Raw genomic sequence first — 25,768 nt, forward strand, 5'->3', positions numbered from 1 at the left:
TCATCCCACCCCCAACAGCATGCTCGCGGGCACGGCCACGAACATCAGCACCGCGATGGCGGCGCCGAGTGCGACCGTACGGATTCTCACGCGCGCGGGAAGGGGATCGTCTCCTGCGGGGTCTTCGGGGACGGCCACGGGGACCATTGCGAAGAGCCGGAATCGGCCCTCCGACATGCCGTGATCGAGCAGCCCACCGGCCGATCCGACCCGCTCGGCCAGCCCGGCCAGGCCGTGCCCGCCCCCGGCAGCGCTCTCAGGGATCGCGGGGAGGGGATTGACGAGCGTGAGCAGCAGCGCGTCCGCCTCCCACGCGGCGATCACAGTGACCGGCCGCTCCGGGGCGTGCTTGACCGCGTTGGTCAGTCCCTCCTCCACCACCCGGTAGGCGGCACGCCCGGCCGCCGCCGACAAGGCGTGAGGCTCCCCCTGCCACCGCAGAGTCACCGGCACACCGGCCTCCTGAAACTCCGCGACGAGCGCGTCGATCGCGTCCGCCCCGGGTGAACGTCCGGACGTCTCCGCGTCGCCACGTAACGCGCCGACCAGGTCGTACAGCTCGTCCATAGCGCCGCGTACGGCTCCCGCCAGCTGCCGGACGGCCTGCCGTTGCTCGGTCGGCATCGGCGAGACCTCGAGGGCGGCCGCCTGCACCGACGCCAGGCTCAGCCGGTGGCCGAGAGAATCATGCATGTCGCGGGCGATCCGCAACCGCTCGCCCAGCCGTTCCCGCTCCGCCACGAGCTCCCGCTGAATCTGGAGATGCCTGTTGTGCCGGGCGAGCATCGTCAGCATCCGGTCGTGCTGCGCGAGATAGCGGCCCGCCAGCAACGGCAGCGCGACGAAGACGACGTACGTCGAGACGATACGGGAGAACGACGTCGGGTCCGCCGCCCGCACGGCGAGCTGAACGGCGAGGCCGCCGAGTGCCGCACCGGCGATCACGGCCGTGCCCCGCCGGGAGGCGGAGTGCCGTCCTGCCTGGTAGGCGGCCCAAAGAAGCAGGGCGTACGCTCCCCCTGCCGGCGTGGCCATCGTGATCGCGGCCACGAAGCCGGCGGCCGGCGCCCGATACCGCAGTGCGACCACTGCCGTGGCCGCCGCCGCGTACGCCGGCACACCCCAGATCGGCACGCCGCCCGGGTGCCCGGCCGCCCACAACGCGGTGTCCACCACGACCACGATCGCGGCGAGAAGGTGTCCTCGCACGATGCGCATGCTCACGTCCTCCACCGTCGTGTCCACTTTGGTCGGCGGCAATCGACGACTTTCGAGGACTGCCCGCGACCTGCCCGGTTACTAGCGTGGCCCAGGTGATCGAAGTACGGAACCTCAGCAAGAGGTACGGCGACAAGGTAGCGGTCGACGGCCTGTCCTTCACGGTCCGGCCGGGCCGGGTGACCGGCTTCCTCGGGCCCAACGGCGCCGGCAAGACCACCACCATGCGAATGATGCTGGACCTGGACCGCCCCACCACGGGCCAGGTGCTCATCGACGGCAGCCGCTATCGGCGCCTGGCCGAACCTCTGCGGCGGGTGGGGGCGCTGCTGGATGCGAATGCCGTCCACGGCGGGCGCAGCGCGCACGACCACCTGCTGTGGCTGGCGCAGAGCAACCGCATCCCCAGCACTCGTGTGCGCGAGGTCCTGGAGCTGACCGGGCTGGAGAGCGTGGCCGGGAGACGGGCCGGCGGCTTCTCCCTCGGAATGGCTCAGCGGCTCGGCATCGCGGCGGCCCTGCTCGGGGATCCGCCCGTGCTGCTCCTCGACGAGCCGGTCAACGGGCTCGACCCCGAAGGCGTCCTCTGGATCCGGACTCTGATGAAGGGACTGGCCGCGGAGGGTCGCACCGTGTTCGTGTCCAGTCATCTGATGAGCGAGACGGCGCTCGCGGCGGAGCACCTCATCGTGATCGGACGTGGCCGGCTGCTGGCCGACACCACTGTGCGGGATCTCGTCGAGGCCGACCCGCGCTCGTACGTGCGCATCCGCACGCCCGAGCCGGAACGCATGCACACGGCCCTCACCCACAGCGGAATCCGCGTCCGGGAGGCGCCCGACGGCGCTCTGGAGGTGTACGGGACGGAGACCGGGAAGATCGGCGAACTGGCCGCCGCGGCCGGGCTGGCGGTCCACGAGGCCAGCGCACAACCGGTCTCGCTGGAGGAGGCGTTCATGCGGCTCACCGAGGATGTCGTGGACCATCGTGCGGGAGGGCGGCGGTGATCGTCACGTCCCTGAGACCGGCCTTCGTGTCCGAGCTGACCAAGATCCGGACTGTGCGGTCGACGGCCTGGACGTTGCTGTTGACCCTGCTGGTCTGCGCCGGCCTCGCCTACCTCGTCGGGGCGAGCTTCCGCGGTGCCACGCGCCGGGAGAACTTCGACCCGCTCTTCGCGACCTTCTACAGCCTCACGCTGGGCCAGCTCCCCCTTGTGGTGTTCGGCGTGCTCGTCGTCGGCGCCGAGTACAGCTCGGGAACGATTCGCGCCTCGCTCACCGCGGTGCCCCGGCGCGGCCTGTACTTCGCCGGCAAGGTGCTCGCCTGCGCACTTCCCGCCTTCTGCGTCTCGCTCCTGACCGTGCCGGCCACCTTCTTCTCGGCACAGGCGGGGCTGGGCCCGTACGGGACATCCCTCGACTCGGACGTGGCGGCGGCCGCCGTCGGCGCCTGCCTCAACCTGACGCTGATCTGCGTGTTCGCCATGGGAGTCGCGGCGATGTTGCGCAACACCACACTCACCCTGGCGATCCTGCTGCCCGTGTTCTTCCTCGGGTCGCAGGGGCTCGGCAACATCCCGGGCCTCAGGACGGTCACCCAGTACCTGCCGGACCAGGTCGGCATGGTCGTCATGCATCTCGCCGGACCGCAGGGGGACCCGCGCTGGGCCCGCGACTACGGCCCGTGGACCGGACTCGGCCTCCTCGCACTCTGGGCCTCCATTGCCCTCGTCGGCGGCTTCCTCGTCCTGCGCCGCCGGGACGCCTGACCTCGGCACGCGGCCGGTGCGAGGCCCGGGCGAGGTCGCGGTCGCGCGAACGGCGACCGCGACCTCACCCGGCACAGCGACGGGGACCTCGTGCCGATGACGCCGGCGGTGTCCCGAGACTGTCGTCCCCGAGATCCGGTCAGAAGCCGACAACCTGCCGGATCAGGATGATGTGGATGCGGCCGGGCTGTTCCTGGTGGATCTCGAGGATCTTGCCGATGCTGCTGTGCTGGCCGTAGACGGCCTGCGCCCGGGCGTCCTCCAGCTTCAGGCTGTGCAGGTGGATCCGCTCGTGAGCGGCCTCCAGCGTGGGGACCAGCTTCTGCGCTCCCACGACGAAGATCACGTTGGCGGCGCCCCACGCGTAAGCCGCGAGCTGGCTGCCGGAGAGCGACGCGATGGCGAGCGTTCCGTCACGCGTGACGGCGTGCACACTGCCCAGGGCGTAATCGGCCTGGCCGGCGATCACCTTCATCTCCTGCGCCTGGGTCTGGAAGTCCAGCGCCATCATCTTGTTGCGCGCCGACTCGTACGGACCGTCGGCGTTGACCGCGTCCTCGATGCCGACCTCCTTCAGCGTCACCGAGGTGTTGGTCATCACGGACGAGCCGTGCGGGATGCGTGCCAACGCCGCACGCCGGGCGGCGTCGAGATCGTCGACGACCTCCACGCTGAACCCGTGCTCTTCCAGCGCGACCACCGTCGCCGAGAGCGTCGCATCGTCGGGCAGCGTCGTGAAGCGCTCCGAGGTGTCAATCGTGGTCATGAGTTTCTCCTTGTCAGCGATACCGCGGCCACAGACGGCCGGGATGTCGGCGCCCCTGCTCCACGCAAGAGGCGCCGAGCCGCGAACGGCGTAAGCGGACTTTACCCCGTTTAACTGGCCGACGATAGGGTGGGATGCGTGAAACAGCCCGACGTGTCGTGGGGAGCACCGCGCCCGGAACGCGCCGACGCCGCACGCAACCGGCAGCACCTGATCGCCACCGCCCGCGAGATGCTCGCCGAACTCGGCCCGGACCGGCTCACCATGGACGCCCTCGCCGAACGCTCAGGGCTCGGCAAGGGCACCGTGTTCCGCCGCTTCGGCACCCGCGCCGGAATCTTCGGGGCTCTCCTGGACGACGGCGAACGCGCCTTCCAGGAGCAGGTGCTCTGCGGCCCGCCCCCGCTGGGTCCGAGCGCCCCGCCGCTGGACCGGCTGGTCGCCTACGGTCAGGCCCGGGTGCGCTTCCTCATGGAGCACCAGGTAATCGCCCGGGCCGCTCTCGACGGACGCCAGCCCATCCCCGCCGGATCCCAGTCGCCGCTGTCGCACACCCACATCCGGATGCTTCTCGGTCAGATCGACCTCGGCCCGGCCGACCTGGACCTCCTCGCCATCCAGCTCACCGCCGCCCTCGACGGCCCCCTGCTGCTCTACCTGTCGGCCGCCACCCTCACCCAGTCGCCCCAGCGCTTCGAACAGCAGCTCAGCGACAGCTGGCAAGACCTCGTACGACGCGTCTGCCGGCCCTGACGGCCCCGACGGCGACGGGCATCGGCTCAGCGAGCCCGGTCCAGGGCGCAGTCCCCGCATTTCCGGGCACCGGGCACGCGGTAGTACAGGCAGCAACTGCGGCGCCGGAACCTGAGGTCCGGTCCCGTGACGACGCCGGTGCCGCGCAGATCCCCGGTGTCGAGCAGGCTCCTCGCCAGCGGGCCGGCGTCGCGTCCCCGGACGGGACGGGCACGGAGGATCTCACGTGCCGCCTCCGCCAGGGCGGACGCCGCGTTGCCGTACAGGAGCCTGGGGGCGACCTTGACGCGCAACCCGGCGGCGAGCCGCGCCAGATGCTCGGTCATGACCAGTCGGTAGATCTCCGAGATCGGCGCCTCACCAGGGGGCGCCGTCCATCCGCGAGGTTCCGGCAACCTCAGTCCCGGCCCGTCCGCCTCCTGCTGGAGATCGCCGAGGTCGAGGAGTACGCCGTGCAGGACCAGGCAGCCGAGCACGGGAGACCACAGGCGGGCGGCGTGGCCGAGTTGGACGATGGAGGCGGCGATCCGCGGCTCGCGTGTGCCGTAGCGGGCCGTGCGCTCCGACACCAGATGCGCCAGCCCTTCCGCGTAGGCGTCGGTGACAGGCCGCCACGCGCCACCGGTCTCACCCGCGGCGACCGAGAAGAAGGATCCCAGGGCGGCGATGTCGGTCAGTGCGGCGGCGACGGTCGCGCGGGGCGCGGGCGGCAGTGGCGTCACCTCGGCGTCCCCTCGTCCGCGTCCGGCAGGGCGGACCGGCCGAACGGCATGACGCTGATCTGCGGGATCCCCGTGCGGGGGTCGCTGGTCACGTCCGCGGCCACCCGGTAGACCTCCTCCAGCAGCGCGGGAGTGAGCACCGTCGCGGGCGGGCCGGTCGCGACGACACGGCCGGCGTCCAGCACGCAGATCCGATCGCTGAACGCCGCGGCCAGGTTCAGGTCGTGCAGCGCGATGATCGCCGTCACGCCGAGCCGTCGCACCTGCCGGAGCGCGTCGAGCTGATGGCGCAGATCGAGGTGGTTGGTCGGCTCGTCCAGCACCATGGTTCCGGTCCGCTGCGCCAGGGCACGGGCGATCAGCACACGCTGCTTCTCTCCCCCGGACAGCCGGTCGAACGGGGCCTCGGCGAGATCGGCGACGTCCAGGGACGCCAGGGCGTCCATGATGATGCGCCTGTCCTCGGCGTCGTCGCCCTGGAAGGCCCGCTTGTAGGGAGTCCGGCCCATGGCGGTCACGTCGTACACCGTCAGGTCGAACTCGCCGGGTGTCTCCTGCAGGACGGCGGCCAGCCGCCGCGCCACGTGCCTGCCCGGCATGCGCCAGACGTCCTCGTCGTCGAGCAGCACGCGTCCGGACGTCGGCCGCAGGGCGCGGTAGACGGTGCGCAACAGGGTGGACTTGCCCGCCCCGTTGGGCCCGACGAGTGCGAGGACCTCGCCGGGTTCGACATGGAAGGTGACGTCGTGCACCAGCGCGCGGCCGCCGGCCACGACGCTGACCTTCTCGGCCCGCAGGCGCGCGGGCGCGCCGGCGGTGGTCAACGGGCCGCCCTCCGGCGCATCAGCCAGAGGAAGCAGGGTCCTCCGACCAGGGCGGTCAGGATGCCGATCGGGATCTCCTCGGGTGCGATGACGCTGCGGGCGGCGAGGTCGGCGGCGATCAGGAAGGCGGCGCCCAGCAACGCGACCGCCGGGAGCGCGCGGCGGTGGTCCGCCCCGACCAGGAGGCGCACCACGTGCGGCATCATGAGCCCGACGAACCCGATCGAGCCGCTGACGGCCACGATCGCCCCGATGACGAGGGCGACGAGCACGAACAGCGCCGCGCGGAAGCGGTGGACGTTCAGGCCCAGGGACGCGGCGGCCTCCTCTCCCGCCAGCAGCAGGTTGAGCGGCCGGCTCACGGCGAGCAGCGAGGCCGTCCCCAGCAGGACCGCCCCCGCGGGAATCCACACCAGGTCCCAGGTGGTGCCGGCGAGGCCGCCGAGCATCCATCTGAGCGCCGACTCGGTCTTGCGGGGATCGCCGGAGGTGACGATGAGATAGCTCGCGATCGCCGACAGCACCTCCCCCGTGGCGACTCCGGACAGGACCAGCCTGACCGTGGTCATCCGCCCGCCGGTGCGGGCGAGGAAGTAGACGAGCAGCAGGGCCACGAGAGCCCCCGCGAAGGCGGCGACGGGAAGCGAGAACGCCCCGAACGCCGACAGGCCGAGCACCATGACGAGTACGGCTCCGACCGTCGCCCCCGACGAGACTCCCAGCAACATCGGGTCGGCCAGGGGGTTGCGGACCAGAGCCTGCAGGGCCATCCCGCAGACCGACAACCCCGCGCCGACGACGCCGCCCAGCAGAACCCTGGGCAGGCGCACGTCCATCACGATCGTCTCCCTGACCGGCGGCCACGTCGGATCGACCAGGGACGGCACGAGCCGGTGCAGCAGGATGCCCCAGACCTGGCCGGGCGGCAGCGGGACGGAGCCGAACGCGATCCCGGCCGTGGCCGCTGCCACGACCAGGAGAGCGAGCAGCACCAGAACGGGCACGTACGGCAGCCGCCCGCGCCCGGCGACGGCCGGCGCGGCTTCCGGCCGTACGTCGGTCGTTCCGGTCACGCGAAGCGGTCCGGGTGCAGCTGCTGAGCCAGCGACCGAACGCCTGCCGGCACCCGGACTCCCAGCACCGTCGACGACAGCGGCAGCACCGCGAACCGGCGGTTCCTGATCGCGGGCACGTCCTTGAGCGCCGGGCTGGCCAGCAGGAACGCCTTCTTCTGCTCGACGGACTCGTCGCCGTAGTCGTAGATGACGATCGCGTCGGGTGCGCGCTCCGCCACCTGCTCGAAGGAGACGTCCCCGAACGCCTTGTCGAGGTCGGCGAACACGTTCGTCCCTCCCGCCAGCTTGATCATCTCGTTCCCGATCCCGGCGCCGCCCGCGGTGAAGGCCGTCTTGTCGCCGCTGTCGTAGACGAACACCTTGACCGGCTCGACTAAGTCGATCTTCGCCTTCACCCCGTCCAGGACCTCGTGCATCGCCGCGATCCGGCGTTCGGCGCGGTCGGAGACGCCGAAGATCCTTCCGATGGCCCGGACCTCCTCGTCGACCCGGGCCGTGGTCACCGGGCCCTCGGTGCACCCCTCGATGTTGAGGTAGGTGTTCACGCCGGCCTTCGCGAAAGCGTCCCGGCCGCGTCCCTCCTTCTCATCGAAGGCGCTGGCGAACCCGCCGTACACGAAGTCGGGCTCCGCCGACAGCAGCGACTCGTACGACGGGTACTCCTCGGCCAGCACCTTGACGCCGTCGTACGCCGTCTTGTACTCGGGCAGGATCGAGTCGTCCAGGTAGGCCGTGCCGACCATCGACTTCTCCAGTCCGAGAGCGAGCATGATCTCGGTGGCGTGCTGGTTGAGCGACACCGCACGCCGTGGCGGCTCCTGGTAGGTGGTCGTCACACCGCAGTCGGTCACGGTCACGGGGAAGCCCGCGACCGATCCACTCGCCGGCGAGGGACCGGCCGCTGACGGCGAGCTCTGCCCCGCTCCACAGCCCGCGAGCAGCAGTACGGCCGTCGCGATCAGCGAGAGCGACCGGAGAGGGCGGAACGCCTGGGCGGCGCGGCCGTCGCCGCTCACCCGGTGGGGAAGGTTCATCGATGGTCTCCTGACGACGGGCCGCGGACCACCGTTCCTCGACGGCGACCACGGCGAGCGGGAGACGAACCACCCTGAGAGAGCGGGCACACGCAGCGCGAAGGCGTGCGATCCCTGACGACCGGCACGCGGCCCACCCGTCCTCTCTTGGGGAGATCCGCCCCAATTCCCTGAGGAGGCGACCGCGTGAGTCTCCTGGCTCTCGGGTCGAGGCTCGCCCCGGCCTTCCCACCCGGCAATCCGGGCAGTGGCATCGTCGGGGTCCGCTCGCCGATCACAGTGGCGGGACCGCGCCGGATTCACACCGGCTTCCTCGTTCCGCCGTCGCCTACGCGGATCATTTTCGCATAAGACACATACCTCACAAAGACGTCATGAGTGGCCGTCGCTCGCCTGCCCTGCCTTCGGGTGAGCGAGCGGTGGGCGGAGAGCCGCCCGGCGGCCGTTGCGAAAGGCCGCCGGGGCGTACCCGGCTCAGCTCTCCTGGTCGAGGAAGGCGAGGGTGACCGCTGCGAAGAGCGGGGACAGGAAGAGGTCGTAATGCGTGAGACCGGGCAGGATCGCCAGTGCGTGACCGCCCTTGGGCCGGGCCTCGCCCTGCCAGCCGCCGTCGCGCAGGCCGCCGTCGAGGAGTTTGAAGACCTCGACGTAGTGGCTCGGGGGTGCCATGTCGGCGTCGGCGGCGACCACCAGCGTCGGCATCCTCAGGCCGCGCACCTCCTCGGAGAAGTCGAAGTCCTGCGCCATCGCCTCACCGATCTTGTCGAGCAGCTTCGGGAAGTGCTCGGGATGGGGGGCCACCCGCTGGTAGAGCTCGTACATCGGGGTGTCCTTCATGAACTCGGCGGCCGCCGCGCTCACCTGGCCCTGCTGCTGGAGCATCTCCGGGTAGATGGCGTCACGGCTGACGTTCGCCGACGCCGCGACCAGGCGGCCCACCTTCTCCGGGTGCCTGATCGCCACCTGCAGCGCCACCCCGCCGCCGAGGGAGTAGCCGACCACGGCGGGCTTCTCCAGGCCGAGGTGGTCGATGAGCGCGGCGACGTCATCGCCCATCAGCCGGACGTCGAGCGGCCGGTCGATGTCGGCGGTCCGGCCGTGCCCCTGCAGGTCGACGAGGACGACCTGGTGGTGGTCGGCCAGGGCCGGAATGATCGGCCCGAACATCTCACCCGAGCCGAGGCCTCCGTGCAGCAGGATCAGCGGGGATCCCGCCCCGTGCGTCTCGTAGTACAGGTTGATTCCGTTGACGTCGGCGTACTGACCTGAGCCGGCGCTGTCAGCGGTCCATTCCGTGGACATGATCACTCCTTGCGTACGTCCTGTTCGGTTCGACGCGTCTGTAGACCGGGCGAGTCCCGGAAACTCATCGCTCTCGGCGGAACGACTTTTCCGCACGCTCGTAAGCATCCACGTCACGAGCACCTGGTGCAGTTCGGCCGCCGATGGTGACTGGCGTGGACGCCCCCGGCCCGATGTCGGGGAGGATGCCGCTTCGCCCCCGAAAACGTCGTAGTCGCCCGCTAGGTTCGTCAGTGTGGACGATGTGGCGGCCAATGCACCGATCGAGTCGCGGCTGGAGGCGTACCGGCCTGAGCTGACGGGCTACTGCTACCGGATGCTGGGGTCCGCCTTCGAGGCCGAAGACGCCGTACAGGACACCCTGGTGCGCGCGTGGCGCGGGTTCGACCGGTTCGAAGGACGCTCGACGCTGCGGTCCTGGCTGTACCGGATCGCGACCAACGTCTGCCTGAACATGCTCTCCAGCGCTCAGCTGCGGGTCCGGCCCATGGACCTCGGGCCGGCCGGGTCCGGCCGCGCCGCCGACCCGGGCGAGCCGCGTCCCGACCAGATCTGGGTGGGCCCGGTGCCGGACGGCCGGGTGCTGCCCGAGGTGGCCGACCCGGCGAACGTGGTCGCCGAACGCGAGTCGATCCGGCTGGCGTTCGTCGCCGCGCTGCAGCACCTGCCGCCGCGGCAGCGGGCCGTGCTGATCCTGCGGGAGGTGCTGGCCTGGTCGGCCCAGGAGGTCGCCGACCTGCTCGACACCTCGGTGCCCGGCGTCAACAGCGCCCTCCAGCGGGCCCGGGCCACCATCGCCACCGCCGACACCGCCGCCGACGTCCACAGGCCGTTGGACGACGAGCAGAAGGCACTGCTGACGCGTTATGTGAAGGCGTTCGAGGACTACGACCTCGAGGCGCTGACGACGCTGCTGCATGACGACGCGACGTTGTCGATGCCGCCGTTGCCGCTGTGGCTGCGCGGCCACGACGACATCGTCGCCTGGATGGCCGGTACGGGCAGCGGCTGCCGCGGCTCGCGCCTGGTGCCGGTGACGGCCAACGGCATGCCGGCGTTCGGGCAGTACCGGCCCAGCACCAGTGGCTCCGGTCACGACCCGTGGGGTCTGACCGTGCTGGAGATCTCAGCGGGGCGGATCGCGGCCGTCAACAACTTCCTCGACACCGCCCGCCTCTTCCCGCTGTTCGGGCTGCCGGCCCGCCTGGATTAGCACGTCGGTCAGCCCGAGCAGGCGTACGAGCTCGAGCAGGTCCGGGCAGGCGCCGGTGACCGTCAGATTCCAGCCGTGCCGACGCGCGGTCAGGCGCAACCTGGCCAGCGCCTCGACCGTCACCACGTCGGGACGGACCACGTCGGCCACGTCGCAGACCACGACGCCGCCGCCACTGCGGCCGCGCACCAGTTCGGCGAGGTCGGCGCACAGGACGGGGATGTCCGCGCGCGTGAGCGTCGCGCCGATGGTGAATGAGGTCGCGGAGGCCGTCATATGAATAGGACCGGCGGCATCGCGGAAACTCATCGCCGGCGCCGACGACCTATCGGCCCCAGGACGTGAAAGCGATGCCGCACGTGTGCGGGAGGGTCAGGGAAGGCCGATGACCAGGCGTAGCGAGCCGTGGAACTCGGGCTGGTCGCGGAGGTGGCCGAAGCGGGCGTCCCAAGCTCCGCTCTCGAGGTCGGCGCGCAGGCGGGCGACGCACCCGGCGTGAGTTCGCCGGCTCATTCAGGCTCGTCGCCGGGGACCCGTGACAGGGGCGACCTCGGTCTGGGGACGGGGGCGTCGCCGTCGCGTTCCGCCACGCAGATCGTCACCGCCGTGTCCGCCCAGTGCAAGGCGGTGAACGGCTCGGCGAACGAGGGGTGATGCACACGGTGGTGGGTGACCCGGTAGGGCGCGCCGGCCGCCGGGAGACCGGGTGACGGAGGCGGAACCGGAACGGTGACGAGCCCGATGTCCTGCTCGATGTGAGTGAGCATTCCGTGGCAGGGACCGCCGAGACAGATGGCGTTGTGCTCGGGCGACGAATCCGCTGTCTCGTCGTCTCGCTCGTGGTCTCCCGGTGCCATGGGAGAGGTCATCTCACTCGCGGGATGCCGGGTCGCCCGTGCCTGCGGAGCCGAGAAGCCACTGCCAGATATCTCATCACCAATTCACCATACGCTCGCATATTCCAACATCAAACGGCATATCACATCGCATCAGCGCAGTGATCTAGCCGAATCTCATCGCATCCGAGTGGTCAACCCCTTGCCGTCACGCAAGATCTGTATACAGTATGGACAAGCCGATGAGAGGGGCAGCGATCGTGCTCACCAAGAAGGAAGCAGCTGAGGCCGTCCGCCACGCCAAGGCGGTGACCGGTGTGACCTGGGCACAGCTCTCCGAATCCGTCGGCCGGCCCCTGGCCTGGACGACCGCGGCGCTGCTCGGCCAGCACCCGATGAGCAAGGATGAGGCGGCCTCGGCGGCGGTGCTGCTCGAACTCGGCGAGGACGCGGCGCTCGCCTTCCAGTCGCAGCCGACCCGCGGGGCTCTCGACTCCGCCGTGCCCGTCGACCCGACCGTCTACCGGCTCTACGAGGTCATCCAGGTCTACGGGCCCACCGTCAAAGAGCTCATCCACGAGCAGTGCGGCGACGGCATCATGAGCGCCATCAACTTCCGCCTCGATGTCCAGCGCGTGCCCGATCCGGCCGGGGACAGGGTCGTCATCACCTTGGACGGCAAGTACCTCCCCTACCAGTGGGAATAGGCCGGTGTCATTGCCGGCTCACCCGCCCCTCTCTGACCGGGCCCTGCCGCCGGCGGCCGGAACGACCGGCCGTCAGCGGGGCGCGGCCGCGGGGAGGTCATCGGGTGTGCCGGCGCGCCGGCGTCCGAGGGCCGTGCCGAGTGCCGCGCCGCCGACCGCACCCATGGACCAGAAGATGATCATGACGACGATGAACTCCGGACGCAGCACGTCGAGGACCGCCGCCTGCCACGTCGGCGGGACGGCGTCGCCGGTGCTCAGGTAACCGGCCCGCTCGCGCATCCAGAACACGGCCTCGGGAATGCCGACGGCGATCACCGCCACCAGGGCCGCGATCCCCCCCAGGGCTCCGGCGCGCAACCCCGACCCGAAGGATCGGTCGCGCCAGGCGGTGGCGAGCGCGACGGCGAGCAGCAGTGCGCTCGGCGCGGGGACCCAGAAGCCGAGGATGCCGCCCCGGTCATGCGCGAGCGACCAGCGCGAGGCGGCGAACGACCCGCCCGCCACGAGGAGTGCCACCCCGGCCGCCTGCATCCACGCGCCGTGCGGCCGCCCGGACCGAAGCGCGGCCCACGCCCCTCCGAAGGCGAACCTGCGGCGCTCGGCCGGCGGGTCGATCGCCGCGAGCTCGGACCGCAGCGCGGCACCCCACGCGGACCGGCTCTCGGGCAGGTCGGCGGTGGCCAGGTCGAGCAGGAGCTGCCAGACGTCGCGTACCGCGTGCCGCCGGCCCGCCGTCTCGGCGCGGGCGCCGAGCGCGGCTCCGAGGACGGGCCACGGCAGGGCCCAGATCAGCGCGGCGAGGAACACCTCGAACGGTATGAGCAGGTCGCCTCCGGCGAGATTCACGACGACGGGAAAGTCGCCGGGCGCCGCCAGGTATGCGGCGCGCAGCGGCAGGTGCACGGACGCGGTGCCTGCGGCGACGGCGACGAGGGCGAGCAGCCCGGTGACGGTTCCGGCTCCGAATCCGCGGGCGCGGGCCACCGCGGCGGCGGCCAGGCCGGCGAGCCCGCCGCACCCGGCCGCCGCGAGCAGTCCGAGCACGATGGACAGCAGCACCACGTCGAAGCCCCAGCGCGGGCCGTTCGTGACCGTGGCCAGGTACCCGCGCCCCACGCCGAAGGTGAGCAGCGCCGCACCGGCGGCGACGCCGATCAGTACCGGCCACACGGGGCGTCGGGTGCCGCCTTGCAACGCTGCACGGGTACGCGCGGCGAGCGTCCCCGCACCGCCCCGGCGTACGGCGCCACGCAGCCGGGCCGCGAGCACCACGATCGCGAGCAGGGGCGCGGGTGCGAGCACCCCCAGGAAGAGGAGGAAGTCGAGCATCGAGGGCCTCCGAACGCGGGCGGACCGCGGATCGAGCGGTCGCGGTCAGGTGGTCCTCGGCGCGAGCCGTGCCGCGCCGGGGGCGGGTGCGCCGTCGCCGGCAGGCGCCGGCGCAGCGACGGTGCGCGCGAGCTCGGCGCCCGCGGTGGTGAGCCGGTACAGGTGCCGGGCAGGCCGGCCACGCGGCGGGTCGGTCTCCCAGGAGGTCTCGACCAGCCCGCGCTCGAAGAGGCGGATGAGGATCGGGTAGACCGTGCCTGCCTTCAGGCCGAGAGCACGGCACAGGTCGTAGCCGTGACTCCAGTCCGCGCCCGTCTCGGCGAGGGCGGTGAGCACTGCCGCGGTCTGCGGGGATGGACGTCGTGTGCGAGCCATGACCCCAATATCTACCTAGATAGAGTTAGAGCGCAAGCCTTTCTCCCACAAGGGGTGGAACCAGCGACGCCGGCGGGCCGATCGGCCTCACCGTGCGATCAGAGATGTCCAGGCTGCGCCGCCGCGTGCATCGCGTTGAGATAAGTCACCACGGCCCGGACACGGCGATGATCCTGGCCGGACACCGGTAGACCGAGTTTGCCGAGGATCGACGCGATGTGGCTTTCAACTGTGCGCTCGGCCAGCCAGAGCTGCGCGGCGATGGCGGCGTTGGAACGGCCCTCCGCGTCGACCCAATGCCGCCAGACGACGTCCCGGGTGCGGCCAGCACGCGCTCGAACGAAAAGGTGCGCCCGTCCAATGCGCACGTTGGACTGTCCAGCGAGTCAAAGGAACCGACAATTGTGCTGACGCTCTGGATCATCGACGGATAACAGTTTTTTGAGAATTTAAGGAAAAGTACATCGGACTGACGCGGCAGGTCGGACGCAATGCGGGTGGGTCGAAGTAGACCTAACCATTACCTACCAAAGAGAGGGTCACAGGGCTGTATTGTTCCTCCCCGAGAGAAAGGTGCGCCCCTCGATGAATTGGCAAAACAGCCTAAGTAAACTTCCACCTGCGGCTGCCGTACTGCTGCTCACCGTGGCCCTGACCACCGGTTGCAACAGCCAGGCGGCGCCCCCCGGCGCCTCCGGTTCGTCCCAGTCCACCGGTCTCGAGTCAGCAACCGAGACGGATACCGTCTCGGCCGCGGGGGCCGCGATGTCCACGCCGTCCACGCCGGCCAAGCCGTCCACGTCGGCCAAGCCGCCGACGTCGGCCAAGCCCGCGACGTCGGCCAAGCCGCCCAAGCCGTCGGCACCGTCCTCGCCGACACCGTCGCGCAGCGCGGCGGCCAGCGCCGTTCGCGGCGGCTGGGTGCCGGTGAACCAGGCCGCATGGAAGCAGGCCCTGGACGTCTACCGCAAGGTCGCACCCAAGAGGGTCCCGCGGGAATCGTGCGAGTCCCCGAGTTCCACACCGACTGCTCGATGTCCACCCGGGCGGCGGACGACCCGATCGTGCTGCCCGGTCTGCCTGGCGCCTCCCACATGCACACTTTCTTCGGTCCGAAAGTGAATGCCGCCACCACGCCGGCCAAGCTGCTCGCGAGCCCCACGACCTGCAACGCGCCCGGGGACCACAGCGCCTACTGGGTTCCGCAACTGCTGCGTGACGGCAAGCCGGTCCCAATGAAGAACTTCCGCGTGTACTACGGCTCCCGGCTCAAGGACCCGTCGACGGTCGTGCCGTTCCCCCCGGGTCTGGTCATGGTGACCGGCGACGCCAAGCGACAGGTGGCGACGCCGAAGGGCGCCTCCGGCCAGTTCTGGTGCGCCGGCAGCGCGGAGATCGGACGCAGCGCCGACGGCAACTGGCCGGTCTGCGCGAAGGGCGGCAATCTGATTCGTCAGGTGACGTTCGAGGACTGCTGGGACGGCAAGCACATCGACTCGCCCGACCACAAGTCGCACATGGGGCCGTCCACCAACGGCAAGTGCTCCGGCAAGTACCCGGTCGCGGTCCCCAACATCTCGCTCATGGTCGGCTACAACTCCCTCGGTGGTAACGGCCTGAAGCTGTCGTCGGGCATGGCGTCCTCGATGCACGGGGACTTCATGAACGCATGGAAGCCGGAGAAGCTCGGCGCGCTGGTGAAGATCTGCATCAACGCGGACGCCAAGTGCGGCACCACCCCCGGCTGGAACAGCTGACCGATCCCCACTTCGCACGACCGTGCCGGTGATTCCGCGATTCGCGGGGTCACCGGCACGGTGGACGCAACCATGTTCATCAACGGCATGCGCCGTGCTGCGCGCCAGGTTGGTCCAGTCGCATGGCGCCGACGTGACGCCGCCAGTCTGCTATTCGGCCTCCTGGCAGATATCCGGACGGGACTTCCACCGGCAGGCGACGAGCTTACGGACACAAAGATCCGCCGCGATGTCACGACGTACGCGCCGTCCTGCTGGGCGCACGAAAGATCGCGGCCGGCATATTTCCGCAAGGGAATGCTGTCGCGTTCCCAGGGAGTCCTTGTGGATCGTTCCCCATGTCGTGTGGTTCGTTGCCAATCGAATTCGGCTCGATTTTTCTGTGATTCGGCGAGTCTCCACAGCGTCTCCATAGAGAAAGGACTCTCTGTACGGAGAGCGTTCTCGTCATGGCCTCACGGTCTGAGACCGAGCAGATCCGGTGTCGCCTGCTTGTGAGGAGATCTCATGCGTTCGCTCGCCGTACCCGCCCGTCATCAATCGATCCCGCCACCGATGGGACGGGCGCGCCGACCATGCCTCACTCCGCCCGTGCACGGGTGCCGGGCCGGCCGTCCATGCCGCACGATCTCCTCCGGCGGAACGCACGCCTGCTGACCGGTCTGTTCGATCCGGCCGGAGACGTCGTCCAGAACGGCCTGTCCACAACCCTCTCCCACCAAGGACCTCATCCCTCATGAGTGAGACTGTCCCGCGCGCTGTCGCATCCGGTGGCAAAGCACGTCGAGCCGGCCGGGTCATGGCCGTCGGCGCGCTCGCCGCATTGCTGGGCGCCGGCCTGGTGTCCGTGACCGGCTCGGCCACCGCATCCGGGCCTCGCTTCTTCCGAGATCCGAGCGGCCCTGGCGAGAGGAGCTGACATGCGAGCGGGCACGATCGGTGCGCCGATCCTCGCAGTGGTCACGGTGTTGCTCGTCACGCGGTGCCTCGCCGCCGGGCCGGCCGCCCATTCGAGCCATCTGGCAGCTCAGGCGCAGGCCGTGCAGCCGATTCCGGGCGGCGCACCGGCACCAGCGGTCGCCTCGTCGGACTCCTTCAACGCGACCGACGTCGCGTGGTTACAACTGATGATCCCGATGACCGAGCAGGCCGTGCGGCTCTTCGATCTGGCCCTGGACAAGACCTCCAACCCGGAGATCGTGTCGTTGTCCAAGACCCTAGGCGCCGCGCATCGCGCCGAGCTGGAGCACCTGCACCGCCTGCTCGACCGGTCAGGCATTCCGTACGTGAACGTGCACGAGGGACACAACATGCCGGGCATGGTGACGGCGGCCGATCTCGAAGCGATCAACGCGGCCGACGGCGCGGCGTTCGACCGGCTCTTCGCCCAGCACGCGCGCGACTTCCTCAGGCAGTCCGTGCTGGTGGCGCAGGGAGAGCAGGACCAGGGGGCCGACGCGGACACCAAGGCGTTCGCCGCGACGATGGCCGAGGCTCACGCGGGTGAGCTCACCGGGCTCGAAGGTGTCGGGCAGTGAGGAACGCCGCGGCCGTGCGACCCGTTCACGACGGCAAAGCCGTTCCCACCGCGCCCAGGCGGCGCAGGATGCCTGAACGGGCAGCGGCGCCGCACGCGCATCCGCTGGTCGTGCTCATCCTGATCGCCGGAGGCGCCGTCGCCGCGACCTCCGGATGCTGGTCGGGGATGGGCTCGGTGAACGGGCTGGACGGCTGGCTCGCCTGGGCGGGCCGACTCACCGGCCTGCTCGCCGGATATGCCTGCGCGATTCTCGTGACGCTGGTGTCGCGGACGCCGCTGCTGGACCGGGGGATCGGCTCGGACCGCCTGGCCCGCTGGCACGCGGTGATCGCCCGGTACACGATCGTGCTCTCGCTCGCGCACATGGTTTTCGCGACCGCTGCCCGCGTCGACGGCTCCGGAGCGGGCCTGCTGGGCGGCTCCGTGAGACTGATCGTGGACGGGCCCGAGTTGCCGGAGGCGACGGTCGGTCTGGCGCTCCTCGTCGGCGTCGGGATCGTCTCGGTCCGGAAGGTGCGGCGCCGGCTGCCCTACGAGCTCTGGCATTACCTGCATTTCGTCACCTATGCCGGGATCTTTCTGGCGTACGGGCACCAGTTGCTCGGGCCGGATTTCCTCGGCGACCAACTGGCCACAGCCCTGTGGCTGGCTCTTTACGTGTCTGCCACCATCCTGCTGATCTGGTATCGCTTCCTCACGCCCGTGCGCCGGGGTCTGCGTCACCGTCTCACGGTGGCCGAGATCCGCAGGGAGTCGCCCGGCGTGGTGTCGGTCTATCTGATCGGCGAGCACCTCCGCGAGCTAGGCGCCGAGCCCGGGCAGTTCTTCCGCTGGCGATTCCTGACTCGGGGCTTGTGGTGGACCGCGAATCCCTACTCGTTATCCGCTCCGCCCAACCCCCGCTTCCTGCGGATCACCGTAAAGGCGGTCGGTCACCACAGCCGCGCGCTCGCCGGTCTGCGGCCCGGTGTCCGGGTGTGGGCCGAGGGTCCGTACGGCGCGCTGACCGCGGCTCGCCGGCGGCGTCCCCAGGTGCTGCTGGTGGGCGGTGGCGTGGGCATCAGCCCGCTGCGCGCGCTTTTCGAGACCTTGCCGGGCCAGGTGACGCTGGTCTACCTGGCTCGCCGGGACGAGGACCTGGTCCTGCGCAACGAGCTGGACGCCATCGCGGCAGCGCGGGGCGCCAAGGTCCTTTACACCGTCGACGAGACACCCGGATCACGGCGCGGCCGTGCCGTACCGCTGACCGGACGGTCACTGAGGGCCCTCATTCCCAGCCTGGCCATGCACGACGTGTACCTGTGCGGTCCCGCCGGGATGACGACCGCGGCCCGGCATGCCCTACGTCGCGCCGGTGTGCCTGATCGCCGCATTCATTTGGAGCAGTTCGACTTCTGATCGACCCTGCGGGCGCCTATTGATCATCCGTCCGGATCAAGCCGCATGTCGACGCTCCCTGAGGACGCCACCGAGTCGATCACGCGGGGTGGAGGGCCCGGAGTGCTGGAGCGTTACCAGCGGACGCACACCTACGCTGGTCAGTGGTTGCCGTCCTGGTAGAGGCCGCGCTTGTTGATGTAGCGCGAACACCTGCGACGGCGACGTCCTCAACGGCTACTTCGCCGGCAAGGTCGCCACAGCAGCCCACCTCCATGAAGCGATCACCGCGACTGAAGTCGACGACGACCTGGTTGATCAAGGATCACTTGAGCGGCCTTCGGGTGCGTGCCAGGGTCTGGCTCCATCGATCGGATACGAATCGCAGGCCCACCTCGGCTTCAAGAGTGACGTCCCCGGTGCCCAGGTCAGCAGACCATGTATGGGGCTCTACTACTCCGCGCTCCGATAGGCCATGCCAGCGCTGGAAGGCCTGCACTGCCGCCCTCGTAGACGGGCCGAACACCCCATCGATGCGTCCCGGAGTCGTGATCCATCGCTCGGCGGCGTACTCGGTGAGCGCCGTCTGCAGGCGCACGATGATCTCGCCTCGCGTGCCTTCCGACAGCACCGGCATGGCCCCGCCGGTAGGCAGCTCAGCCCACGTGTTCGGCCCGCAGATGCCATCGGGCGTGAGCCCGCGGTCACTCTGGAACGCACGCAACGCCTGTTCGGTGTCGCGGCCGAACAAGCCATCAATGTGTTGGGGCACGTGATCCGCACGATGCAGGGCCCGTTGCAGATGGCGAACCGCCGGCCCTTGGTCGCCGAATTGCAACACGGGTTGCGCCACCGTCGGGGAAGCCACCCCTGGCGCGGACTGGCCGAGTTTCCCGTGCTGGAGCAGATGAAGCATGCGCAGGTTGAGGACGTACACCTCGGTACTCAGACGATCCAGTCGGTGACCCAGCGGCGGCACTTTGAGATCGTCGACCGGTACGGTTCCCACGTCACGCAGGAACTGATCGAGTCCCCGCCCGACGGCCGCGTAATGGTCGTACACCTCTTCCAGTTGCTCACGTAAGTCACCGCCGAAGTACGCCTCCGTCAACGCGATTCCGCGGTTGAGGTTGTCGTTCCAGTCGAGCAGTACCTCTCGGTAACCGTCGAGAGCAACAGCTAGACCATCGTGGTCGCTCCCTTTGATACGACGCTTGGCGGCCCAATAGACCAGCCGCATGCGGTAGAGCCGCTTGTCGAGCAGGGTGCTGATCTCTTCGAAGATCTTGATGGCCTGCTGGCGTTCCTGTTCTTGAAGCTCAACTACCCGCTGATGCTCGCGTTCCTCGCGCTCGACCTCATGCTGATGCGCCCACGCCCTTCGCTGGAAAACGTAGGTCAGCAAACCACCGGCCACGCTGGTGAGGAAGAATCCCAGCCCAAGCAGAATGAGCTGGTCAACCATTCATCTCCTCCAGGTCTCGCGCCACTTCCAAGAATGCTCCGTGATTGAGTCCCGATCAACAGCGTGCGCCGCTCCGGCTTCGATGGAGGCGCTCGACGAGCGCGAAGACGTCGGAGTCCTCCCGCACGCACAACGCGAGGACGTCGACGGCTGCGGCCATCTCGTTCATGGCCTCGTACGAGGTGAAGGGCCTGCCCTCCAGCACGGCGAGCGACTCGGGGCGACGCGCCCAGACGTGCAGCGGATGACCCGCGTCCGCGCTGGCCTGGGCGATGGGCGCGCCCTGATCGCCGAGGCCGATGAACCCCACGGCCGGACGGCCGGGTTCGGTGGTGTCGGTCATTGTGTGCTCCTTGAAGTGAGGCTCAGGCCCCGATGGCGTCCAGTTCGGCGATCGCGTCGGCGGGCAGCCTCAGTTCGGCGGCCTTGATGTTCTCCTCCAGGTGGGCGACCTTCGAGGTGCCCGGGATCACCACGGAGGTGGCCGAGCGCTGCAGCAGCCAGGCCAGCGCCACCTGCTGGGGCGAGGCGCCCACGCGGGCGGCGACGTCGCTCAGCGTGTCCGACTGGATCGGGCTGAAGCCGCCCAGCGGGAAGAACGAGGCGAACGCGATGTTCTCCCGCGCGCAGCGCTCGAGCAGCGCGTCGTCCTGCCGGTTGACCAGGTTGTAGAGGTTCTGGATCGCCACGACCGGGGCGATCCGCTGCGCCTCGGTGAGCTGCACGTCCGAGGCGCCCGACAGGCCCAGGTGCCTGATCAGGCCCTCCTGGCGCAGCTCGGCGAGCGCGCCGAACTCCTCCGAGATCGGGTCGTCGGTCGTTCCCTCGTGGTTGGGCAGGCGGAGGTAGACGACGTCGAGCACGTCGAGGCCGAGGGTCTTCAGGTTGGCGTGGACCTGCTCCTTCAGCGAGACGGGCGTGATGTTCGGGATCCACGAGCCGTCCTCACCGCGCAGCGCACCGACCTTGGTGAAGATGTGCACGCCCTCGGCGTAGGGCGCCAGCGCTTCCTTGATGATCTCGTTGGTCACATGCGGGCCGTAGAAGTCGGAGGTGTCGATGTAGTCGACACCCCGCTCGACCGCGGTGCGGACCACGCGTACGGCCTCGTCCCGGTCCTTCGGCGGGCCGAAGACCTGCGGGCCGGCCAGTTGCATGGCGCCGTAGCCCATGCGGTTGATGGTCAGGTCGTCGGCGAGAGCGATGCTCCCTGCGGATCTCGCGGTCATGTCTTTGCCTCCGTGTCGGTCGCCCTGTCGAGCAACTAACTAACCAGTTAGCAAAACAGTAGGTCCGGACTAACCGGTTAGTCAACCTGATAGGGTCGCCGCGGGAGGCGAGAAGATGAGCAAGGCGGAAGCGACACGCGAGCGGATCCTCGACGCCGCACTGGAGGAGTTCTCGACCTTCGGGGTCGCCGGCGCACGCGTCGACCGCATCGCGCGCAAGGCCGGGTGCAACAAGAACTTGATCTACATCTACTTCGAGAGCAAGGAGAAGTTGTTCACCACGGTGCTCCGACGCCATCTGGCGGACGTCGACCTGCAGATGCCGTTCATGCCCGACGACCTCCCCGGGTTCGCCGGCAAGGTGTACGACTTCGCCACGGCGCATCCCGAGATCCTGCGGCTCCTCGCGTGGTCGACCCTGGAGCAGAGCGCCCAGTTGCCGGCGACCAGGGAGGAATCGTTCCGTGACATGGCCGCGGCGGTGGCCGACGGTCAGCGGGAGGGCCGGGTCGACCCCGGCTTCGCGCCCGAGTTCCTCGTGACGACGCTGATGGCGATCGCCACGGCGTGGTCACCCGCGCTCCCGTTCGGCACGTCCACCAGGCACCCGGCGCCCGAGGTGCTGCGCGACAACGTCGTCAGGGCGATCACCCTGCTGGTGCGGCCTCATGTCGACGGCGCCGCGAACGACGCCGATCAGTCCTTCGCCGTCACGGGATCAGGACCCGAGCCCGAGACCCCGGGCGCAGGAGAGCGCCTCTAGGCGGCCCCGGACAAGCCCGGGGCTATGTGTGATCGGCCAGTAGGGTGGCGTGCGTGACAGGACCAGTGGTTCAGGCGATTGAGGCGGACGGGGCGTGCTGGGACGACCCGTCCGAGGAACAGCTACACGACTTGCTGGCCGACATGAGCCTTACCTGGCGGTTCGTCATCGTGAGGCGGCTTGATCTGGAACCCGCCGACCAGCACTACATGCAGGTCTATCTCAACGACGACCTGAGTTATCAGGTGGAATATCGCGAGGGAGGGCCGGACACGCACTTCCAGGCATGGGTACCCCGCGAGCACGAACTCTTCGCGGTGGAACCCGTGGCCAAGGTGCTTCAGGCCTGGGCCTACAGGCGACCTGGTTGGCGTGAAGCTCTTGCCTGGGTCCCATGGTCACCTGAGGAGCCGTGCGCACGCCACCACCCACACACCGCCACGCGTTGATGCTGCGACCAGGACGATCGCTTCACAGCGTACGGCGAGCCCGTCATAACGCGTGGCCACAGCGCGGCGCTTCCGATGAGTGGTTCAGTTGCCGGCGATGAGCGTGCGGAGCTTGGCCAGAGTGTCACCGGTCGGGCCGTCCGACGCGGGCTCGCCGACGAAGATGTGCAGACCGGGGGCGCTGCCCGTGCGGATCGTCTCATTCCAGAAGATCATCTCGCCGACTTCCCTGCGGTGCACGCGTACGAATTCGTCCTTTCTGATCCGTACGTCATAGCGAGCCCAGAGACTGCGGAAGTCCTCGCTTTCGCGCGAGAGTTCGTCGACTATTTCGACGACGCGGGGATCATGGCCTGCTCCCGCCACGGCGCGCAGGTGTGCCACGTTGGCGGCGGCCTCCTGACCCCAGTCCAGCCAGAACTCACGTGCCGCGGGGCTGAGGAAGGTCATCCTGATCAGGTTGTCGACGCGCTCGAACCCCTCCAGGAGAACAGAGGCAGCCCGGTTCGTGGCCACGATGTCCAGCCGATGGTTCACCACGATCACTGACGCGTCGTCCCATTTCTCGACGAACCGCAGCACTCGCCGATTGACCTCGTCGTCGGCCTGGTCCGCAGAGGCACCACTCTGCCTGTGTGGCCGCGGCCGCACGAGTTCGTACAGGTGCTCGGTGGCGTCGAGATCGAATCCGAAGGCGTCGGCCAGGGCGGCGAGCACCTGAGGCGAGGGATTGCGCTCCCGCCCCTGCTCCAGCCGGGTGTAGTAGTCGGTGCTCAGGCCGGCCAGCATCGCGATCTCTTCCCGACGCAGTCCCGGAGTCCGGCGACGACCGCCACTGCGCGCCAGCCCCACCTGGTCGACAGTCGTGCGCTGGCGACGGGCGCGTAGAAATTCACCCAGAGAACTGCCCATATCGTGCAGAATAGGAAATATCAGGTCAATAATCGGCAAAAGCGCTGAAACTGCCGTGGTTCTGACCCCTGGGATCTCAGCCCATCTCATCCTTGGACGCCGGCACGCCAGGCGACTGCCCGGAATCCTCGGTCCATGACTCGCGATCCCGCGATCCCGTTTAGCGTGCGGCTCAGGGGTACGCGAGCAGACATGACCGTGACCAGATTCCATGACCTGCCCGTGGCCGACCGCGACCGCGAGTGGGACGGCGACGCCGCGGACAAGAGGGTCCGGGCCTGGGCCGACTCGAAGGATGCCCCCAACGCGGCCTACCGGGACGCCCACGTCTGGTACGACGGTGACGCCGAGGACAACTTCACCGCCTACAAGTTCCTGATCGCCGACGTCATCGGCGGCGCCCTCAAGGTCGTGCCGAGGGCGGTGATGTCGGCCGGCGGGATCGTCGAAGGCGCCCGCGGAGGAGTCGACATCCCCAAGCAGGAGATGCCGCGCGTGAAGGCGCACCTGGCGAAGTACTACGCCAAGTTCGGGGACACCGCCCCCTGGGAACGATGAGCGGTCCGGCCTCGCATTTGCGCTGATCAGGGGGCTTAGGAGGGGACAGGTACAGCGGCCGGTACGGTCGGTTTGCATGGACCTGAACGCAGAGGAACTGTCCGCGCGCCTGTTCCGCAGCACGATCGGCGCCTTGGAGATGAACTCCGTCTACCTGGGCGACCAGTTGGGCTACTACCGGGCGATGGCGGACGGGGAGCCGGTCACCGCGGGCGCGCTGGCGTCGCGTACGGCGACCGACACCCGGTACACGAGCGAATGGCTCCAGCATCAGGCGGTGCTGGGCCTGATCGCGGCGGAGGACACCCGCGCCGACGCGTCGGCACGCAGATACAGGCTGCCCGCCGAGTACGTCGCGGTGCTGGCCGACCCCGACAGCGTCCTGTTCGCGGGGCGGTCCGCGGTGCAGCTCGCGCGGTACGGGCGGCGGCTTCCCGACCTCGTCGACGCGTACCGGACCGGCGCGGCGCCGCCGCCGCTCCCCTGGGAGCCGGAGGGCCGCGTGGACACCAACCGGGCGATCTTCCGGAACCTGCTCGGCAAGCAATGGCTGCCCGCGCTGGCGGAGCTGGACGACCGGCTGCGGTCGGAGCCGCCCGCCCGCATAGCGGACATCGGCTGCGGCACCGGGTGGGCCGGCATCGCGATGGCGCTGGCGTATCCGCTGGTCGAGGTCGACGGCATCGACCTCGACAGTCGCGGCGTCGAGACGGCCCGGGCGAACGCGGAGTCGTCGGGCGTCGCCGAGCGGGTGCGGTTCCGCGTCGGCGACGCGGCCGAGTTGAGCGGACCGGAGCGGTACGACCTCGTGACGATCTTCGAGGCGCTGCACGACATGGCCCGCCCCGTTGACGCGCTCAGGGCCGGCCGCACGATGTTGTCCGACGACGGCTGGCTCCTGATCGCCGATGTCAAGGCGGAGGAGGAGTTCACGGCCCCCGGCCCGGAACGGGAACAGTGCGACTACGGCTGGAGCCTCATCGCATGTCTGCCCGACGCGATGGGGGTCCCCGGTACGGCCGCGACGGGTACCGTCATGCGCCCGGCGACCCTGCGCGGATACGCCGACGAAGCCGGCTTCACGGACGTGCGGATCCTGCCCATCGACACCCCGTACTGGCGTTTCTACCGACTCACCGTCTGACGGGGACGAGGCGCGGCGACCGGGAACCGGCGTCACCGCTTCACCCGCGCAGCCCGCCGTGCACGATGGCGTGGGCGACGCCTCGGACGACATCCCTGCTGATGGTCTCAGGCGGTGCGGTCACCAGGGTGAACAGCGCACCACCGTAAAGCGCGATCAGCACGGGAATCCGCTCGGGGGGAATGGGGAGGCCGAGCTCGGTATGGTGACCGGCGGTGAACCGCATCGAGCCCTCCTGCAGGCCCGCGAGGGCCGAGGCCAGCACCGGCCGTCGTACGGCCTCCAGTTGGAGCTCGAAGATCGCTAGATAGCGGCTACGCAGAGCAGTCGCCGCGCCGAACAACGAGTCGGCGAGCAGATCGACGACGTGTTCCATGACGTCCGCCGGAGCGCTCTCAGTACGCGCTGAAGCGGTGTGCTGACCGGCCTGGTCCATGTCGGCGTGATGCAGCTCGACGATGCGCTCCGCGGTGGCCACCAGTAGCGCTTCGCGGCTCCGGAAGTAGTTCGAGGCCGTTCCATACGGGAGTCCGGCCGCCTTCTCGACCGCACGGTGCGTCACCCCGTGCGCTCCGGAGACCGCCAGAAGATCGATGGCGGCATCGGTCAAGGCTCGGCGACGGGCCGGGTTGGTCGGTGGCACAC

Annotated in this window: 30 protein-coding genes and 1 riboswitch; of the genes, 12 read left to right on the forward strand and 18 right to left on the reverse strand. The window is 69.5% G+C overall.

Annotated elements, in window-relative coordinates; translation table 11 throughout:
• Complete coding sequence (locus Pph01_RS03945) at nt 1-1,218, reverse strand: sensor histidine kinase (RefSeq protein WP_204071526.1); 1,218 nt, start codon at nt 1,216-1,218, stop codon at nt 1-3.
• A 95-nt stretch (nt 1,219-1,313) separates the two neighbouring features.
• Here Pph01_RS03945 and Pph01_RS03950 point away from each other — a divergent pair, with 95 nt between their 5' ends.
• Together Pph01_RS03950 and Pph01_RS03955 are read left to right on the forward strand one after the other, a co-directional pair.
• Entirely contained in the window at nt 1,314-2,225 is a 912-nt protein-coding gene (locus tag Pph01_RS03950) for an ABC transporter ATP-binding protein (RefSeq protein ID WP_204071527.1), read from the forward strand.
• Nucleotides 2,222-2,989, forward strand: a complete 768-nt coding sequence (locus tag Pph01_RS03955; protein WP_204071528.1) for an ABC-2 transporter permease — start codon at nt 2,222-2,224, stop codon at nt 2,987-2,989. Before Pph01_RS03950 ends, Pph01_RS03955 begins: the two co-directional genes overlap by 4 nt.
• A 139-nt stretch (nt 2,990-3,128) precedes the next feature.
• Here Pph01_RS03955 and Pph01_RS03960 read toward each other — a convergent pair whose 3' ends face one another.
• On the reverse strand, nt 3,129-3,755 hold the full coding sequence (locus tag Pph01_RS03960; protein ID WP_204071529.1) for an LUD domain-containing protein: 627 nt from the start codon (nt 3,753-3,755) through the stop codon (nt 3,129-3,131).
• Between the two features lie 138 nt (nt 3,756-3,893).
• Between Pph01_RS03960 and Pph01_RS43240 the strand changes: the two genes are divergently transcribed.
• Nucleotides 3,894-4,508 (forward strand): TetR/AcrR family transcriptional regulator, encoded by a 615-nt coding sequence (locus Pph01_RS43240; RefSeq protein WP_204071530.1) that lies wholly within the window; start codon nt 3,894-3,896, stop codon nt 4,506-4,508.
• A gap of 26 nt (nt 4,509-4,534) precedes the next feature.
• Here the strand turns inward: Pph01_RS43240 and Pph01_RS03970 are convergent, their stop codons facing one another.
• The 5 genes from Pph01_RS03970 to Pph01_RS03990 all read right to left on the reverse strand — a co-directional run bounded on the left by Pph01_RS03970 (nt 4,535) and on the right by Pph01_RS03990 (nt 9,466).
• On the reverse strand, nt 4,535-5,230 hold the full coding sequence (locus tag Pph01_RS03970; protein ID WP_204071531.1) for a (2Fe-2S)-binding protein: 696 nt from the start codon (nt 5,228-5,230) through the stop codon (nt 4,535-4,537).
• Nucleotides 5,227-6,054 (reverse strand): ABC transporter ATP-binding protein, encoded by an 828-nt coding sequence (locus Pph01_RS03975; protein ID WP_204071532.1) that lies wholly within the window; start codon nt 6,052-6,054, stop codon nt 5,227-5,229. The genes Pph01_RS03970 and Pph01_RS03975 overlap by 4 nt, the downstream gene beginning before the upstream one ends.
• Nucleotides 6,051-7,127, reverse strand: coding sequence for a FecCD family ABC transporter permease (locus Pph01_RS03980; protein ID WP_204071533.1), 1,077 nt, complete (start codon nt 7,125-7,127; stop codon nt 6,051-6,053). The genes Pph01_RS03975 and Pph01_RS03980 overlap by 4 nt, the downstream gene beginning before the upstream one ends.
• Entirely contained in the window at nt 7,124-8,164 is a 1,041-nt protein-coding gene (locus tag Pph01_RS03985; protein WP_204071534.1) for an ABC transporter substrate-binding protein, read from the reverse strand. Before Pph01_RS03985 ends, Pph01_RS03980 begins: the two co-directional genes overlap by 4 nt.
• 168 nt (nt 8,165-8,332) lie before the next feature.
• Nucleotides 8,333-8,515: riboswitch (cobalamin riboswitch) on the reverse strand.
• A gap of 123 nt (nt 8,516-8,638) precedes the next feature.
• The gene (locus Pph01_RS03990; protein ID WP_204071535.1) at nt 8,639-9,466 is read right to left on the reverse strand and encodes an alpha/beta fold hydrolase; all 828 of its coding nucleotides are present in this window, start codon (nt 9,464-9,466) and stop codon (nt 8,639-8,641) included.
• A 235-nt stretch (nt 9,467-9,701) separates the two neighbouring features.
• Here Pph01_RS03990 and Pph01_RS03995 point away from each other — a divergent pair, with 235 nt between their 5' ends.
• The gene (locus Pph01_RS03995; protein ID WP_239116420.1) at nt 9,702-10,679 is read left to right on the forward strand and encodes a sigma-70 family RNA polymerase sigma factor; all 978 of its coding nucleotides are present in this window, start codon (nt 9,702-9,704) and stop codon (nt 10,677-10,679) included.
• On the opposite strand, the gene Pph01_RS04000 is transcribed toward Pph01_RS03995, so the two are convergent.
• The 3 genes from Pph01_RS04000 to Pph01_RS04010 all read right to left on the reverse strand — a co-directional run bounded on the left by Pph01_RS04000 (nt 10,593) and on the right by Pph01_RS04010 (nt 11,536).
• Entirely contained in the window at nt 10,593-10,955 is a 363-nt protein-coding gene (locus tag Pph01_RS04000; RefSeq protein ID WP_204071536.1) for an STAS domain-containing protein, read from the reverse strand. The genes Pph01_RS03995 and Pph01_RS04000 overlap by 87 nt on opposite strands.
• Before the next feature lie 96 nt (nt 10,956-11,051).
• Entirely contained in the window at nt 11,052-11,192 is a 141-nt protein-coding gene (locus Pph01_RS04005) for a hypothetical protein (protein ID WP_204071537.1), read from the reverse strand.
• On the reverse strand, nt 11,189-11,536 hold the full coding sequence (locus Pph01_RS04010) for a hypothetical protein (RefSeq protein ID WP_204071538.1): 348 nt from the start codon (nt 11,534-11,536) through the stop codon (nt 11,189-11,191). Before Pph01_RS04010 ends, Pph01_RS04005 begins: the two co-directional genes overlap by 4 nt.
• Before the next feature lie 221 nt (nt 11,537-11,757).
• On the opposite strand from Pph01_RS04010, the gene cynS reads away from it, so the two are divergent.
• Entirely contained in the window at nt 11,758-12,222 is a 465-nt protein-coding gene (gene cynS / locus Pph01_RS04015) for a cyanase (RefSeq protein ID WP_204071539.1), read from the forward strand.
• 72 nt (nt 12,223-12,294) lie between these two features.
• On the opposite strand, the gene Pph01_RS04020 is transcribed toward cynS, so the two are convergent.
• The 3 genes from Pph01_RS04020 to Pph01_RS04030 form a co-directional block, all read right to left on the reverse strand.
• The gene (locus Pph01_RS04020; protein WP_204071540.1) at nt 12,295-13,554 is read right to left on the reverse strand and encodes a hypothetical protein; all 1,260 of its coding nucleotides are present in this window, start codon (nt 13,552-13,554) and stop codon (nt 12,295-12,297) included.
• Between the two features lie 45 nt (nt 13,555-13,599).
• Nucleotides 13,600-13,929, reverse strand: coding sequence for a PadR family transcriptional regulator (locus Pph01_RS04025; RefSeq protein ID WP_204071541.1), 330 nt, complete (start codon nt 13,927-13,929; stop codon nt 13,600-13,602).
• Nucleotides 13,930-14,027: 98 nt separating this feature from the next.
• A complete protein-coding gene (locus Pph01_RS04030) occupies nt 14,028-14,297 on the reverse strand; it encodes a LuxR C-terminal-related transcriptional regulator (RefSeq protein WP_204071542.1) in 270 nt (89 codons plus the stop codon).
• A 633-nt stretch (nt 14,298-14,930) separates the two neighbouring features.
• On the opposite strand from Pph01_RS04030, the gene Pph01_RS04035 reads away from it, so the two are divergent.
• The 3 genes from Pph01_RS04035 to Pph01_RS04045 all read left to right on the forward strand — a co-directional run bounded on the left by Pph01_RS04035 (nt 14,931) and on the right by Pph01_RS04045 (nt 18,624).
• Nucleotides 14,931-15,686 carry a DUF1996 domain-containing protein gene (locus Pph01_RS04035; RefSeq protein ID WP_204071543.1) on the forward strand — a complete coding sequence of 252 codons (756 nt, stop codon included), beginning with the start codon at nt 14,931-14,933 and terminating at the stop codon, nt 15,684-15,686.
• Nucleotides 15,687-16,606: 920 nt separating this feature from the next.
• Nucleotides 16,607-17,224 (forward strand): DUF305 domain-containing protein, encoded by a 618-nt coding sequence (locus Pph01_RS04040; RefSeq protein ID WP_204071544.1) that lies wholly within the window; start codon nt 16,607-16,609, stop codon nt 17,222-17,224.
• 68 nt (nt 17,225-17,292) lie between these two features.
• The gene (locus Pph01_RS04045) at nt 17,293-18,624 is read left to right on the forward strand and encodes a ferredoxin reductase family protein (RefSeq protein WP_204071545.1); all 1,332 of its coding nucleotides are present in this window, start codon (nt 17,293-17,295) and stop codon (nt 18,622-18,624) included.
• 304 nt (nt 18,625-18,928) lie between these two features.
• On the opposite strand, the gene Pph01_RS04050 is transcribed toward Pph01_RS04045, so the two are convergent.
• Genes Pph01_RS04050 through Pph01_RS04060 form a run of 3 tightly spaced genes read right to left on the reverse strand, consistent with a single transcriptional unit; the run spans nt 18,929 to nt 21,297 of the window.
• Entirely contained in the window at nt 18,929-20,068 is a 1,140-nt protein-coding gene (locus tag Pph01_RS04050; protein ID WP_204071546.1) for a peptidoglycan-binding domain-containing protein, read from the reverse strand.
• A gap of 55 nt (nt 20,069-20,123) precedes the next feature.
• Nucleotides 20,124-20,411 (reverse strand): NAD(P)-binding domain-containing protein, encoded by a 288-nt coding sequence (locus Pph01_RS04055; protein ID WP_204071547.1) that lies wholly within the window; start codon nt 20,409-20,411, stop codon nt 20,124-20,126.
• Between the two features lie 22 nt (nt 20,412-20,433).
• The gene (locus tag Pph01_RS04060) at nt 20,434-21,297 is read right to left on the reverse strand and encodes an oxidoreductase (protein WP_204071548.1); all 864 of its coding nucleotides are present in this window, start codon (nt 21,295-21,297) and stop codon (nt 20,434-20,436) included.
• Between the two features lie 115 nt (nt 21,298-21,412).
• Here Pph01_RS04060 and Pph01_RS04065 point away from each other — a divergent pair, with 115 nt between their 5' ends.
• Together Pph01_RS04065 and Pph01_RS04070 are read left to right on the forward strand one after the other, a co-directional pair.
• Nucleotides 21,413-22,060 carry a TetR family transcriptional regulator gene (locus Pph01_RS04065; RefSeq protein WP_204071549.1) on the forward strand — a complete coding sequence of 216 codons (648 nt, stop codon included), beginning with the start codon at nt 21,413-21,415 and terminating at the stop codon, nt 22,058-22,060.
• Nucleotides 22,061-22,113: 53 nt separating this feature from the next.
• The gene (locus Pph01_RS04070) at nt 22,114-22,509 is read left to right on the forward strand and encodes a hypothetical protein (RefSeq protein ID WP_204071550.1); all 396 of its coding nucleotides are present in this window, start codon (nt 22,114-22,116) and stop codon (nt 22,507-22,509) included.
• An 84-nt stretch (nt 22,510-22,593) separates the two neighbouring features.
• Here Pph01_RS04070 and Pph01_RS04075 read toward each other — a convergent pair whose 3' ends face one another.
• Nucleotides 22,594-23,421, reverse strand: coding sequence for a helix-turn-helix transcriptional regulator (locus Pph01_RS04075; RefSeq protein WP_204071551.1), 828 nt, complete (start codon nt 23,419-23,421; stop codon nt 22,594-22,596).
• A 192-nt stretch (nt 23,422-23,613) separates the two neighbouring features.
• Here Pph01_RS04075 and Pph01_RS04080 point away from each other — a divergent pair, with 192 nt between their 5' ends.
• Both Pph01_RS04080 and Pph01_RS04085 read left to right on the forward strand, forming a co-directional pair.
• Nucleotides 23,614-23,979: a hypothetical protein gene (locus Pph01_RS04080; protein ID WP_204071552.1), complete on the forward strand. Its 366-nt coding sequence runs from the start codon at nt 23,614-23,616 to the stop codon at nt 23,977-23,979.
• A gap of 76 nt (nt 23,980-24,055) precedes the next feature.
• Nucleotides 24,056-25,123 carry a class I SAM-dependent methyltransferase gene (locus Pph01_RS04085; RefSeq protein WP_204071553.1) on the forward strand — a complete coding sequence of 356 codons (1,068 nt, stop codon included), beginning with the start codon at nt 24,056-24,058 and terminating at the stop codon, nt 25,121-25,123.
• Between the two features lie 40 nt (nt 25,124-25,163).
• Here the strand turns inward: Pph01_RS04085 and Pph01_RS04090 are convergent, their stop codons facing one another.
• Nucleotides 25,164-25,766, reverse strand: coding sequence for a TetR/AcrR family transcriptional regulator (locus tag Pph01_RS04090; RefSeq protein WP_204071554.1), 603 nt, complete (start codon nt 25,764-25,766; stop codon nt 25,164-25,166).
• Between the last annotated feature and the right edge of the window lie 2 nt (nt 25,767-25,768).

It is taken from the genome of Planotetraspora phitsanulokensis, from assembly GCF_016863295.1.
GTDB lineage: Bacteria > Actinomycetota > Actinomycetes > Streptosporangiales > Streptosporangiaceae > Planotetraspora > Planotetraspora phitsanulokensis.